Origin of the sequence: Streptomyces sp. Alt3 (assembly GCF_030719215.1) — a bacterium.
Taxonomy (GTDB): domain Bacteria; phylum Actinomycetota; class Actinomycetes; order Streptomycetales; family Streptomycetaceae; genus Streptomyces; species Streptomyces glycanivorans.
In genome coordinates this window covers 4637710-4649789 of sequence record NZ_CP120983.1, presented here as the reverse complement: position 1 = coordinate 4649789, position 12080 = coordinate 4637710, and the positions used below count along the sequence as shown (strand labels likewise).

Genomic DNA, 12080 nt, shown 5'->3' with positions numbered 1-12080 from the left:
AACCTTACTCTGGAGTAAATCTACGACCGAGCAGGAGTCCAGACAATGGCCGACCGCTATCTGCACTTCACCGGCACCGCACCCGGCCGTTTCCTGAGTCGCAGGCTCGGCCTGCCCCAGCCCGCGCCGCTCCGCCGCTGGACCCTGGAGACCCCTGCCCTCGAAGGGCCGTTGCTGCACCTCACGGCAGGTGACTCCACCCACGCGGACACGCTCGGCCCGGTGCTCGCCGCGACCGGCCTGAAGGTCACCACCCGGGCCGAACGCCCCGTCGCCGTCGTCCTGGACGCCACCGGCGTCACCACGGCCGCCGGCCTCGCCGACGTGCACGCCGCTCTCCACCCCGTCGTACGGTCGCTCGCCGGTGGAGGCCGGGTCGTCGTCCTCGGCACCGCGCCCTCGCCCGACGACCACCACCAGGCCGCGGCCCAGCAGGCACTGGAAGGGTTCGTACGCTCGCTCGGCAAGGAGCTCGGCCGGGGCGCCACCGCGCAGTTGGTGCGGCTCGCCCCCGGTGCGGACGCCGCCTCGGCCGAATCCACGCTGCGCTTCCTGCTGTCCCCCCGCTCCGCGTACGTCAGCGGCCAGGTCGTCCAGCTCACCGCCGACGCCCCCGGCGAGGTCACCGACTGGGCGGCGCCCCTGTACGGACGCACCGCCCTGGTCACCGGCGCGGCACGCGGCATCGGGGCGTCCGTCGCCTCCGTACTCGCCCGGGACGGCGCCCGGGTCATCTGCCTGGACGTCCCGCAGGCCCAGGAGGAACTCGTACGCACCGCCGACCGTCTGGGCGCCACCGCCCTGCCGCTGGACATCACCGCACCCGACGCCGCCGACCTGATCGCCGCGGCGGCACCCGACGGCCTGGACGTCCTCGTCCACAACGCCGGCATCACACGCGACCGCCGGCTCGCCAACATGCCGGCGGACCGCTGGGCCTCGGTCATCGACGTCAACCTGGACAGCGTCCTGCGCACGACGGACGCGCTCCTGAAGGCGGGCACGGTCAACCGGGGCGGCCGGATCGTCGCCACCGCCTCCATCGCCGGGATCGCGGGCAACAACGGCCAGACCAACTACGCGGCCAGCAAGGCCGGCATCATCGGCCTGGTCCGCTCGCTGGCCCCGCGCGCCGCCGCCGAACACGGCGTCACCGTCAACGCCGTCGCGCCCGGCTTCATCGAGACGAAGATGACGGCCGCCGTGCCCCTCTTCATCCGGGAGGCCGGACGCCGGATGAACTCCCTGTCGCAGGGCGGGCTCCCGGTCGACGTCGCCGAGACCACCGCGTGGTTCGCCCAGCCCGCGTCCGGCGCCGTCAACGGCCAGATCGTGCGGGTCTGCGGCCAGAGCCTGCTGGGGGCCTGACCCATGACCGGCCTGAGCCTCTCCCTCGTCCGCGGGGCCGTCACCTCCCCGTTCAAGCGGGCGGGGCGGCCCGACGCCGCGCTGCCCGCCGGCCGCGAGGTGCTCCCGCCCGGACGCATCGCTCCCGGCCCCCTCGCCGCGTACAGCAGGGTGTGCGGTTTCGCCGAGTCGGGACCGCTGCCGATCACCTACCCGCACGTGCTGGGCTTCCCGGCCGCCATGCGGCTGATGACGGCCCGCGACTTCCCGCTGCCGGTGCTGGGACTGGTCCACACCTGGATCGAGATCACCGCCCACCGGGCGCTGCACCCCACGGACGCACTCGAAATCACCGTGTACGCCGACGGGCTGACGCCCCACCGCCGCGGCACCGAGGTCACGATGGTGACCGAGGCACGCCTCGCGGGCCGCCTCGTCTGGGAGTCCCGCAGCGGCTATCTGTCGCGGCACGCGACGGGAACGACGACACCACCGTCGGCGCCCCCGGCCTCACCGCCGGAGCTGCCCGCCGTGGCCGAGTGGCGGCTCCCCGCGGACCTGGGCCGGCGCTACGGCGCCGCCTCGGGCGACCGGAACCCCATCCACCTGCACCCCGTGACGGCACGGCTCTTCGGCTTCCCCCGGCACATCGCGCACGGCATGTGGACCGTCGCCCGCTGCCTGGCGGAGGCCGGGAGCGGGACCGTAACGGGCGGACCGTGCCGGATCCGTTCCGTGCGGGCGGACTTCAGGGCACCCGTCCCGCTGCCCTCCACCGTCACCTACGCCGCCGACGGCACCGCCTTCCAGGTGCGCGGCGGCAGCCGCGTCCACCTCACCGGCAGCGTGACCCGGGAGGAGTGACCCCTCATTCCCCCCGGGACTGCCAGCCGCGCCCGTGCATGAGGTTCTCCAGCCCCGCCCAGGAGAAGTTCATCAAGGTGGTGGCGGCCTCCTTGGCCGAGACGCCGGGAGTGACGTTCGCCCATCCGGCGAGCGCCTCCGCCGCCCCCACCAGCGCCTGCGCGAGCCCCGTCACATCCCGGTCGGGCAGCGCGGGATCACGGTGCGCCTCACGCGCCGCCGCACCGATCAGACCCGTCACGAACGCAACGATCTCCTTGCGCAGCACCCCCACCTCGCTGACGAACGGCTCCCCGTGCGAGCTCGCCTGCTGGTGCAGCACCGCCCAGCCGTCCGGGTTCTCCGCCGTGTGCGTGAAGAACGCCCGCAGCCCCGACCACAGTTGCCGGTCAGCGGGAATCCCCGGCTCCACCCCCGCCTGCACGGCTTCCACCAGCGCTTTCGACTCGCGGCGGATGCACGCGGTGAAGAGCTCCTCCTTGGAGTTCAGGTACAGATAGACCAAGGGCTTGGACACACCGGCCAGTTCCGCGATCTCGTCCATCGAAGCGGCCCGGTACCCGCGCTGCGCGAACGTCCGCACGGCCGCGTCCATCATCTGCTGCTCACGCACCGCGCGCGGCATCCGTTTGCTCTTCACTGCACTCACGTCAGACGTCCCTCCCGCCCCCACTGCGCTGCTCCCCCGGGTAAGAGTACGGCGCGGCCCTGTGGCCCGCCGTACGTAAGGAGAACCGCCGGGCCGCCCTGGCCGGGAGTCGTCCCACAGGACCCTCCCGGCGCACCCCGTACGCCCCAGGTCCCCCACGGAGGTCACACCTCAGGCCGATGCCCTCGCCCTGTTCCGTTCCCTAGTGTCCCTGGCATGACGATGAGACTCCGCAGACGGACCGCTGTCACCGCCCTGTCAGCCCTGCTCCTGCTCGCCGCGCCCGCCGCCACCGCACACGCCTTACCGGCACCGCGGGCCTCCACCTCGGCGGAAACGCTCGAACTGCCCCGCCCGACCGGCCCGTACGCCGTCGGCACCGAGGTCCTGCACCTCACCGACCACGACCGGGCCGACCCTTGGGTCCCGGAGGCGGGGGGCCGGGAGCTGATGGTGTCCCTCTACTACCCCGCCGGCACCGGGCGGCGGGGCCCGGCCGCTCCCTACATGAGCGCTGGGGAAGCCCGGCTGGTGTTGGCCGCCGCCGGGCTGGGAGACACCGTGCCACCGGCGGCGCTCAGCTCGCTCGGTACCCACGCGCGCCTCGGCGCCCGGACGTTCCACGGGCACTTCCCCCTGGTGCTGCTCTCTCCCGGATTCGGCAACCCCCGGGCGACGGTGACCTCGCTCGCCGAAGACCTGGCGAGCCGCGGCTACGTGGTCGCCAGCGTCGACCACGCCTACGAGTCCGCAGGGACCGAGCTGCCCGACGGCCGGCTGCTGACCTGCGTGGCCTGCGAGAAGATGAAGTCCGCACCGACGGAGGAGGCCCGGAAGGAACTGGGCAGGCTCGTCTCCACCGGAAGGGCCACCGACCTCTCCTTCGTACTCGACCGGCTGACCGGCGATCGTCCCGCCTGGAAGAACTCCCGCGTGATCGACCGGCGTCGGGTCGCCGTGGCCGGCCACTCCATCGGCGGGAGCGCGGCGGCGTCGGCGATGCTCGCCGACTCCCGCTTCGACGCGGGGATCAACATGGACGGCACCTTCTTCGAGGACATCCCCGCGACAGGCCTCGGCGGGCGTCCCTTCATGATGATGGGCACCACGTTCCATTCCCCTGGCAGCCCGGACACCTCCTGGAACCAGGGCTGGCAGCGGCTGGACGGCTGGAAGCGCTGGCTCGGCGTCGAGGGCTCCGGCCACTCCAGCTTCACGGACATACCCGTCCTGGAGGACCGGATGGGTGTGACGCTCGACCCCTCGGTCACGCTCACCACCGACCGGCAGGTACGGATCACCCGGACCTACGTCGCCGCCTTCCTCGACCAGCACCTGAAGGGCCTGCACCGGTCCCTCCTGGACGGGCCCACGCCGGGCAACCCCGAGGTGGTCTTCAACAACCCCTGACACGCACCGGGGCCCGTCCGGACCTCAGGCCGTCCGGCCTCAGGTCCGGACGGGCTCGATCACCGAGTGCGGATCACGGAGCCAGACGCGCTGCCCCCGGTCGGTCACGGTCAGACCGAACCGGTCGTGGCCGGGCCGGCCGAGGGCCTCGTACTCCAGCCAGGTCTGCTCGACGTCCTCCCAGAGGAGCCCGGGGCCGTACTGCCGGACGTCCCCTCCGGTCTCGGCCGTGGCAGCGGCCCCGTCCGCGCGGGTCACCCACACCTGGGCGCCGTCGGCGGTCTGCTGGTGGGTGAGGCGTACGCCGGGCAGCCGGGCCCCGGCGTACAGCGCGAATCCGAGCGTGAGGAGCCGGGCCGGGTCCACACCCGCGGCGCGAGCCCGGCCCCCCGCTCCGTCGACCTGATGCGGGCTCTCACGATGGGCCCGCATGGGCATGTACGACGCACCACCGCAGAAGGGCCCGTGCGCGGTGCCGTCCTCCTGGACGTCGAGCCGGACCAGGGCACCGGACCAGAAGTCCCGCGCGAGCGGGGCGACGACGATCCCACCCGCCCTGACCTGCCGGACGAGGGCATGTGGGACGTACCGCAGGGCGCAGGTCGCGATCAGCCGGTCCACCGGCCCCGTGCCGGGCCACGGCTGCTCGCCGTCCCCGACACGCAGATGCGGCCGGTACCCGGCCTCCACCAGGAATGCCGCTGCCTGCCGCGCGACGACCGGGTCCAGCTCGACGCTGTGGACACGTTCGTCGCCGAGCCGCTCGGAGAGCAGCGCGGCCACGTACCCGGTGCCGGTACCGATCTCCAGCACACGGTGCCCGTCCTCGACCTGGAGCAGCCCGAGCATCCGGGCCACCATCGACGGCTGGCTGTTCGACGAGGTCGCGACACCCGGTCCGTCCCCGGCCCCGTCGTCGAGCTGGGTCACGACCGGCTCGTCGCTGTTGACCAGGGCCATCCAGCGGTCCGTACCGACGACCGGCTCACACCCGTCGGGGAGCTGCCGCCAGACTTCCGCCGGGACGAACCGGCTGCGCGGCACGGCGTCGAAGACCCGCCGCCAGCGGGCATCGAGCAACCCGCGATCGGCGAGATCCTGGACCAGGTCCGCGTACGTGCGGATTGCGCGGGCCGTGCTCATGGGCGCGGGCCGTACGTGGGACCGCTGCCGTCCGGGGACGGCGGGGTGGGCGGCGGCGTCCAGGGCTTGTCGGAAGGTGCGCCGCCGTGCTTGCCATCGTCGGCCTGCTGTGTGGTGGTCATCGTGCTTCTCCTTCGCTGGGGGTGAGGCCGGCCGGTTGCGGAAGGCCCGCCCGGCCGGGTTCATGGGGTGTGGCAGGGACATGCGCAGCGATGTACTTCGATCGGGCGCTCCCACATCGGTGCACCGGGAAGCCGTAGTTCGCCCGGCCCGGGACATTCACGGTGCTCACCGATCCGGCACGGCGATGCGAGCCCGGCCTCGGGTGGCACCGACTTCACGGCTGCCGCGCCGTGCGTGCCGTGCGCAAGCAGCGCGGACACGCGCAGTCCGGCAGGACGGACGAGGCCATGGGCTGCGCCAGAGGCACGACTTCGGCCTCCTCGCGCACCACCCGGACCCCGCCGTCGCGGTTCACCTCGTACACCTTGATGGTCATCACGGGTAAGCCCCCCGTCGCATTCGGTGAGGAATACAGAAACCGTACGATCGGGCCGGCGGGGGTGGGGGAGGGTTTCTACGTGTTTCTACGCGAGCTCGGAGACGGCACGAGCAATCAGCCGCAAGGCCGCCGGTCCGGTGGCCGCGTGCGCGCCCAACTCCTCGTGCGCAGTCAGGTACTCCGCAACCTCGGAGGGCGTCGTGATGGTGACGGCGGCCGTCAAGAGCTCCACCCCCACCTGCTCCGTGTCGAAGATCGTGAAGGTTTCCAGAGGCCACATCGCCGCCGCTCGCGACGGCACGATACCGAGGGTCACTGACGGCAGAGCCGCCGCCTGGAGCACATACCCCAGCTGCTCGGTCATCGTCTCCGTGCTCCCGACCTGCCGCCGGAGAACGGACTCCTCCATCAGGATCGGGAAGCGCCTGCCCGCGCGCCGGATGATTCGGGACCGCTCCACCCGAGCCTCGGCCGCAGCCGCCGAGTCGTCCGGCGTGCGGCTGAATCTTGCGATCTCCGAGAGCAGCGCGGTCGCGTATGCACGCGTCTGGAGCATGCCCGGGATCACGCTGGAGCTGTACACCCGCATGACCTTGGTCCGTTCGTACAACGGGGTACGGGCCTGCTGCACGCCACGAAGGCCTGCCCGCTGGACCCGCCGCCACTCCGTGTACATCTGGTGCGCCTGACGCGCGGATGCGATGAGGTCCGCAGCCTCGCCCTCCGCACCGCACGCCCTGCACCACGCACGGATGTCCTCGTCCGACGGCTGCGACCTGCCACTCTGCAGACGGCTGACCTTCGAGCCCTGCCAGCCGGTGAGCTCCGCCAGCTGCTGCCCCGACAGGCCCGCGTCGGAGCGAAGGCCGCGCAGCCGGATCGCTATCCGGTCGCGCGCCTCCTGGGCGCGGGCTGACGAGGACATGGCCATCAGTCGAGCATGAACTCCGCATGCGGCACGGCTCGGTCCCACACCGCGGCGAATGCCGCCGCGGCCTGCTCTGCGAAGCCCAGGCGGTCATCGAGCTCGTCGCGGAGGTGCGTTCCGTCACCTGCGAAGTGATGCCATCGGATCAGCCGGCCGTCGAAGAGCCAGAAGTCGTGGGCCGGCAGGAGCAGCCCGAGCGCCAGGTCACGGGAGAGCCACCGCACGTCCTCGCCCGCCTCGACGTTGCGTGGCGTGCACGCGTGCTCGAACCGGATGTACTCCGTCGCCGGGAGGCTCACGGCCCGGGCCCGCTGGACGGTGACCCCACGGTCCACGGCGTCAGCGACCGAGTCGTGGAACGGACCCCACCACGCCGACCGGTCCTCGACGCTCGCCAACCCGCCTGCGCGCCATGCCTTCAGGTCCTGGTCCTCCTCGTCGACCGCGTAGACGTCACGGGTTTCCAGGTGCACGGCCGACGTCGAGCACTGCGCCAGGAGCTCAGCGAACGGGGGCAGCGGCCGCGACACCGAGCGCCTCCTTCAGGACCTCGGTCATCCGGACCGGAAGGCGGACCACTGCCTCACTGCCCGGGATCGGGCCTGTCTCCAGACACTTCGCCTCGAGCTCGGGACCCGCTTTCCAGCCCTGAATCACGAACTCCTGTGCCACGTCGTCGTACCAGACGCTCGGGCAGTGATCACCGTTCGTCTCGGGGTCCTTCGCAATGAAATGCAAGGTCATGGCCGTCTCCACCGAGCTGGAATTGCGCGGGTTTCTACGGCTGTACAGGCCCATGGTGCAGCTACGGAGGCACGCTGGGGGCCGGAACGCACGAAGGCCCCCGAAAGGGTTTGGATGGACGGGAGTTGTCGGCGCGCGCGTCGAGAACTGGAAGGCATCCGGTACGCGATCCGCCTCGCCGAGGCGTGAGAGGAGACGGGCGTGGCTGACGACCTGTCCGCAGTGGGGCGCTTCTTGTACGAGGTCGGCACGCTCAAGCACACCCGCCGAACCGGCTGGTGGATGGCGGACGAACCTCTCAGGCAGGGCACGCTCGACTGCTTCGCGCCGCCCTCGGCGAGAGCGGCGCCTGACCCCGGACGCACGAAACCGCCCCGCCCCCGGCCGGAGCCGGGGTCGGGGCGGTTCTTCGTGCGGGGCGCGGGTGTCGCTAGGCGGCGACGGGAACACCCTTCGGCTCCGCGTCGTGTGCCTCGGGCTCGTCGACCGGGGAGGACGAAGCCGAGTTGTACGCGTCGTGGTCGAGGATCTTCTCGCGGGCCGCGACGATCACCGGGACGAGTGCCTGGCCGGCCACGTTGGTGGCGGTGCGGATCATGTCCAGGATCGGGTCGATGGCGAGGAGCAGGCCCACGCCCTCCAGCGGGAGGCCGAGGGTCGACAGGGTGAGGGTCAGCATGACCGTGGCGCCGGTGAGGCCGGCGGTGGCCGCCGAGCCGATGACCGAGACGAACGCGATCAGGATGTAGTCACCGATGCCCAGCTGGACGTCGAAGATCTGCGCGATGAAGATCGCGGCCAGCGCCGGGTAGATCGCGGCGCAGCCGTCCATCTTGGTCGTGGCGCCGAACGGGACGGCGAAGGAGGCGTACTCCTTCGGGACGCCGAGGCGCTCGGTGACCTTCTGGGTGACGGGCATCGTGCCGACGGAGGAGCGGGAGACGAAGGCCAGCTGGATCGCGGGCCAGGCACCCTTGAAGAACTGGAGCGGGCTGACCTTGGCGACCGTCGCGAGCAGCAGCGGGTAGACGCCGAACAGCACCAGGGCGCAGCCGATGTAGACGTCGGCGGTGAACGTCGCGTACTTGCCGATCAGGTCCCAGCCGTAGTCGGCGATCGCGTAGCCGATGAGGCCGACGGTGCCGATCGGAGCGAGGCGGATGACCCACCACAGGGCCTTCTGGAGGAGCTCCAGGATCGACTCGCTGAGGGTGAGGATCGGCTTGGCCTTCTCGCCGAGCTGGAGCGCGGCGATACCGGCGACGGCGGCCATGAAGACGATCTGCAGGACGTTCAGCTCGGTGAAGGGCGTGATGACGTCCGTGGGGATGATGCCGGTGAGGAAGTCGAGCCAGGAGCCCGCGTTCTCGGGCTTGGCGCCGTCCTTCGGGGTGAGGCCGGTACCGGAGCCCGGGTTGGTGACCAGGCCGATCGCGAGGCCGATGGCCACGGCGATCAGCGAGGTGATCATGAACCAGAGCAGCGTGCGGGTGGCGAGCCTCGCGGCGTTGTTGACCTTGCGCAGGTTGGTGATCGACACCAGGATCGCGAAGAAGACGAGGGGCGCGACGGCCAGCTTCAGCAGCTGGACGAAGATGTGGCCGACCTGGTCGAGCGTGGTGTAGAGCCAGCTGATCTCGTAGCTGCGGGTGATCCAGCCGAGCAGGACACCGAGGACCAGACCGGCGACGATCTGTATCCAGAAGGGGATGCTCGGCAGACGGAAACCGGAGCCGGACGGCTTACCGGCCTCGGCCTCGGTCTCGGCGGGGGACGCGGAATTCGCGGACACGGACACACTCCAGATGTGACGCATCGGAACGTACGGGGACAGATGTACGGCCGTGCGGTCCAACAGGGGGACGGGGGTGCGGCGCCCGCGTCAAGGGGCGGCGCCGCTGCATGATGCCGGTTCAGACGTTGCGGCAACAGACCGCGGACATACAGCGGCAGAGATCGACATGCAGGCGCACCACGAGCGGGACGCCCAGGGCGTGATGGGTGCGCACTGCGGTAATCATGTCGAATACGTTAACACTGCAACTTTGAGAACCTCAAAGGTCCACTTCTTGATCAACTTTGACCGCGGTGACTCCGGGCACGCCGAAGCCCCGGTACGGGAGCTGCTGCTCCGGTCCGGGGCTTCGTTCGTACGGGGTGCGGTGTGAGGAAGCTTACGCGTCGCCTACTGCGTGAGGCTGTCCTCACGGGTGCGGTTCGCCTCGAGCTTGGCCTTGGTCCGGTCCACCGAGGAGATGATCTGCTCGGACATCTCGTCGCGCTGCTTGCGGAGCAGGATGAAGCTGAGCGGCGCGGAGAGGACGAGGCCGAGAAGGATGACCCAGACGACGTTGGAGCCGCCGACGCCCGAGGGCAGCACACCGAAGTGCACGGCGACACCGGCGATGAAGAAGCAGCCGACGAAAATCAGCAGCCGCATGGCGGTGTACCGGATCGTTGCGCTCGGCTTGGCAGCGGGCACGGCTGGCCTTCTCTCTACGTCCGACGTTCCTGCGGTCGCTCAGTGCGGTCGTTCAGTGCGGGATTCCTGCCCGACCAGTGAAGCATGCCCCGAATTCGATCAGTTCGCAGGGTTCCGCGGCGACCGTCGGAGGAGGAGTTCGCAGGTCTTCCGGGCCGCCGCTACCGGGAGAGCGGGAGCAGCATGATGATGTCGTCGCGGTAGTCGTCCTCGGCGACCCGGATGGCGTCCGGGACCCGGCCCACCTCCTTGTACCCGCAGGAGGCGTAGAACCGGTCGGCGCCGGTGCCGCCCCGGCAGGTGAGGCGGACGGCGCCGATGCCGTCGAGCCCCCGGGCCGCGTCGGCCACGGCCGCCATCAGTTCACGCCCGTAGCCCCTGCCCTGGTGGCGGGGGTGGACCATCACCGTGTAGACGCCGATCCAGTGCCGCATGAGCCGGTGGGTGTTGTGGGTGAGGAAGGCGGTGGCCGCCACCTCGCCGTCCTCGTCCCGTCCGACCACCAGGTGGGTGCGGCCCTCGGCCATCGCCGCGAGGTGCTTGACCAGCTCCGGCCGGACGTCGTCGGCGGTGACGGGGGCCACGAAGCCGACGGCTCCGCCGGCGTTGGTGACGTCGGCCCATAGCGCGGTGATGCCGTCCCGCAGGGGCCGGTCGAACGCGGGATCCACTTCGAACGTAAGCGCCATGCCCGCACATTAACTATTACGTGCCGCGTCCTTCAAACCGCGTCCGTCACGCGAGAAAGCCCCGGCCCAGGGACGGCGGGCCGGGACTTCCGTACAGCGGGACACCGGGCGCCCGCGAGGAGCGGGCGCCGGGTCTCAGACGCGCATCGGCTGCGGCGTCTCGCGCCGGTCGGCGTCCGGGCCGGGGTACTCGCGCAGGATCTCGTAGCGGGTGTTGCGCTCCACGGGCCGGAAGCCCGCGTCCCGGATGAGGTCCAGCAGGTCCTCGCGGCCGAGCTTGTTCGGGGTGCCGTAGTCGTCGGCGTCATGCGTGATCTTGTACTCGACGACCGAACCGTCCATGTCGTCGGCGCCGTGCTGGAGCGCGAGCTGCGCGGTCTGCACGCCGTGCATCACCCAGAAGACCTTGACGTGCGGGACGTTGTCGAAGAGCAGCCGCGAGACCGCGAAGGTCTTGAGCGCCTCGGCGCCGGTCGCCATGGACGTCCGCGCCTGGAGGGTGTTGCGGACCTTGCCGTCCTTCATGTCGACGAAGTCGTGCTGGTAGCGCAGCGGGATGAAGACCTGGAAACCGCCGGTCTCGTCCTGCATCTCCCGCAGTCGCAGCACGTGGTCGACGCGGTGACGGGGCTCCTCGATGTGCCCGTACAGCATCGTCGCCGGGGTCTTGAGACCCTTCTCGTGCGCGAGACGGTGGATGCGCGACCAGTCCTCCCAGTGGGTGTTGTGGTCGACGATGTGCTGGCGGACCTCCCAGTCGAAGATCTCCGCGCCGCCGCCGGTCAGCGACTCCAGACCGGCCTCGATCAGCTCGTCGAGGATCTCGGAGGCCGAGAGCCCCGAGATCGTCTCGAAGTGGTGGATCTCCGTCGCCGTGAAAGCCTTGAGCGCGACCTCCGGCAGGGCTTCCTTGAGGGCGCTGAGCGAGCGCGGGTAGTAGCGCCACGGCAGGGTCGGGTGCAGCCCGTTGACGATATGCAGCTCGGTGAGGTTCTCGCCCTGCATCGCCTTCGCGAGCCGGACGGCCTCCTCGATGCGCATCGTGTACGCGTCCTTCTCGCCCGGCTTTCGCTGGAACGAGCAGTACGCGCAGGACGCGGTGCACACGTTGGTCATGTTGAGGTGCCGGTTGACGTTGAAGTGGACGACGTCGCCGTTCTTCCTCGTACGCACCTCGTGGGCCAGCCCGCCGAGCCATGCCAGGTCGTCGGACTCGTAGAGCGCGATCCCGTCCTCGCGGGTCAGCCGCTCGCCGGCCCGGACCTTCTGCTCCAGCTCGCGCTTGAGTCCCGCGTCCACCAGGGCGCCTCCATATCCTCTGT

At 70.8% G+C, this 12080-nt stretch carries 14 protein-coding genes and 1 pseudogene; 4 read left to right on the top strand and 11 right to left on the bottom strand.

Annotated features, from left to right (window positions below; all coding sequences use genetic code 11):
• Positions 1-45: 45 nt before the first annotated feature.
• Together P8A20_RS20560 and P8A20_RS20555 are read left to right on the top strand one after the other, a co-directional pair.
• Positions 46-1368: a 3-oxoacyl-ACP reductase gene (locus tag P8A20_RS20560; RefSeq protein ID WP_147960528.1), complete on the top strand. Its 1323-nt coding sequence runs from the start codon at positions 46-48 to the stop codon at positions 1366-1368.
• A 3-nt stretch (positions 1369-1371) separates the two neighbouring features.
• Positions 1372-2211, top strand: coding sequence for a MaoC family dehydratase (locus P8A20_RS20555; RefSeq protein ID WP_306104000.1), 840 nt, complete (start codon positions 1372-1374; stop codon positions 2209-2211).
• A gap of 4 nt (positions 2212-2215) precedes the next feature.
• Here P8A20_RS20555 and P8A20_RS20550 read toward each other — a convergent pair whose 3' ends face one another.
• The gene (locus P8A20_RS20550) at positions 2216-2836 is read right to left on the bottom strand and encodes a TetR/AcrR family transcriptional regulator (protein ID WP_147960538.1); all 621 of its coding nucleotides are present in this window, start codon (positions 2834-2836) and stop codon (positions 2216-2218) included.
• A gap of 246 nt (positions 2837-3082) precedes the next feature.
• Here P8A20_RS20550 and P8A20_RS20545 point away from each other — a divergent pair, with 246 nt between their 5' ends.
• Positions 3083-4270, top strand: coding sequence for an alpha/beta hydrolase family protein (locus P8A20_RS20545; protein ID WP_147960385.1), 1188 nt, complete (start codon positions 3083-3085; stop codon positions 4268-4270).
• Between the two features lie 39 nt (positions 4271-4309).
• On the opposite strand, the gene P8A20_RS20540 is transcribed toward P8A20_RS20545, so the two are convergent.
• The 6 genes from P8A20_RS20540 to P8A20_RS20515 all read right to left on the bottom strand — a co-directional run bounded on the left by P8A20_RS20540 (position 4310) and on the right by P8A20_RS20515 (position 7587).
• Positions 4310-5413: a methyltransferase domain-containing protein gene (locus P8A20_RS20540; protein ID WP_306103999.1), complete on the bottom strand. Its 1104-nt coding sequence runs from the start codon at positions 5411-5413 to the stop codon at positions 4310-4312.
• Entirely contained in the window at positions 5410-5535 is a 126-nt protein-coding gene (locus P8A20_RS20535) for a hypothetical protein (protein WP_306103998.1), read from the bottom strand. The genes P8A20_RS20540 and P8A20_RS20535 overlap by 4 nt, the downstream gene beginning before the upstream one ends.
• A 215-nt stretch (positions 5536-5750) precedes the next feature.
• Entirely contained in the window at positions 5751-5912 is a 162-nt protein-coding gene (locus P8A20_RS20530) for a hypothetical protein (RefSeq protein ID WP_187282120.1), read from the bottom strand.
• An 88-nt stretch (positions 5913-6000) separates the two neighbouring features.
• Positions 6001-6846: a helix-turn-helix domain-containing protein gene (locus tag P8A20_RS20525; RefSeq protein WP_306103997.1), complete on the bottom strand. Its 846-nt coding sequence runs from the start codon at positions 6844-6846 to the stop codon at positions 6001-6003.
• Positions 6846-7373, bottom strand: coding sequence for a DUF6879 family protein (locus P8A20_RS20520; protein WP_147958963.1), 528 nt, complete (start codon positions 7371-7373; stop codon positions 6846-6848). The genes P8A20_RS20525 and P8A20_RS20520 overlap by 1 nt, the downstream gene beginning before the upstream one ends.
• Positions 7345-7587 (bottom strand): hypothetical protein, encoded by a 243-nt coding sequence (locus tag P8A20_RS20515; protein ID WP_306103996.1) that lies wholly within the window; start codon positions 7585-7587, stop codon positions 7345-7347. The genes P8A20_RS20520 and P8A20_RS20515 overlap by 29 nt, the downstream gene beginning before the upstream one ends.
• Positions 7588-7788: 201 nt before the next feature.
• Between P8A20_RS20515 and P8A20_RS20510 the strand changes: the two are divergent.
• A pseudogene (locus tag P8A20_RS20510) lies at positions 7789-7875 on the top strand (HD domain-containing protein); the annotation flags it as partial.
• A 142-nt stretch (positions 7876-8017) separates the two neighbouring features.
• Here P8A20_RS20510 and P8A20_RS20505 read toward each other — a convergent pair.
• The 4 genes from P8A20_RS20505 to mqnE form a co-directional block, all read right to left on the bottom strand.
• Positions 8018-9379: a dicarboxylate/amino acid:cation symporter gene (locus P8A20_RS20505; RefSeq protein ID WP_147958961.1), complete on the bottom strand. Its 1362-nt coding sequence runs from the start codon at positions 9377-9379 to the stop codon at positions 8018-8020.
• 393 nt (positions 9380-9772) lie between these two features.
• On the bottom strand, positions 9773-10069 hold the full coding sequence (locus tag P8A20_RS20500) for a DUF4229 domain-containing protein (RefSeq protein WP_147958960.1): 297 nt from the start codon (positions 10067-10069) through the stop codon (positions 9773-9775).
• Between the two features lie 161 nt (positions 10070-10230).
• Complete coding sequence (locus P8A20_RS20495) at positions 10231-10758, bottom strand: GNAT family N-acetyltransferase (RefSeq protein WP_147958959.1); 528 nt, start codon at positions 10756-10758, stop codon at positions 10231-10233.
• A 135-nt stretch (positions 10759-10893) separates the two neighbouring features.
• Entirely contained in the window at positions 10894-12057 is a 1164-nt protein-coding gene (gene mqnE / locus P8A20_RS20490) for an aminofutalosine synthase MqnE (RefSeq protein WP_147958958.1), read from the bottom strand.
• Positions 12058-12080 lie beyond the last annotated feature (23 nt).

What these genes read in the sequence shown, in the direction of transcription:
- P8A20_RS20560 (WP_147960528.1), top strand. Translation starts at nt 46, where the DNA reads ATGGCCGACCGCTATCTGCACTTCACCGGCACCGCACCCGGCCGTTTC.
- P8A20_RS20555 (WP_306104000.1), top strand. Translation starts at nt 1,372, where the DNA reads ATGACCGGCCTGAGCCTCTCCCTCGTCCGCGGGGCCGTCACCTCCCCG.
- P8A20_RS20550 (WP_147960538.1), bottom strand. Translation starts at nt 2,836, where the DNA reads ATGCCGCGCGCGGTGCGTGAGCAGCAGATGATGGACGCGGCCGTGCGG.
- P8A20_RS20545 (WP_147960385.1), top strand. Translation starts at nt 3,083, where the DNA reads ATGAGACTCCGCAGACGGACCGCTGTCACCGCCCTGTCAGCCCTGCTC.
- P8A20_RS20540 (WP_306103999.1), bottom strand. Translation starts at nt 5,413, where the DNA reads ATGAGCACGGCCCGCGCAATCCGCACGTACGCGGACCTGGTCCAGGAT.
- P8A20_RS20535 (WP_306103998.1), bottom strand. Translation starts at nt 5,535, where the DNA reads ATGACCACCACACAGCAGGCCGACGATGGCAAGCACGGCGGCGCACCT.
- P8A20_RS20530 (WP_187282120.1), bottom strand. Translation starts at nt 5,912, where the DNA reads ATGACCATCAAGGTGTACGAGGTGAACCGCGACGGCGGGGTCCGGGTG.
- P8A20_RS20525 (WP_306103997.1), bottom strand. Translation starts at nt 6,846, where the DNA reads ATGGCCATGTCCTCGTCAGCCCGCGCCCAGGAGGCGCGCGACCGGATA.
- P8A20_RS20515 (WP_306103996.1), bottom strand. Translation starts at nt 7,587, where the DNA reads ATGACCTTGCATTTCATTGCGAAGGACCCCGAGACGAACGGTGATCAC.
- P8A20_RS20495 (WP_147958959.1), bottom strand. Translation starts at nt 10,758, where the DNA reads ATGGCGCTTACGTTCGAAGTGGATCCCGCGTTCGACCGGCCCCTGCGG.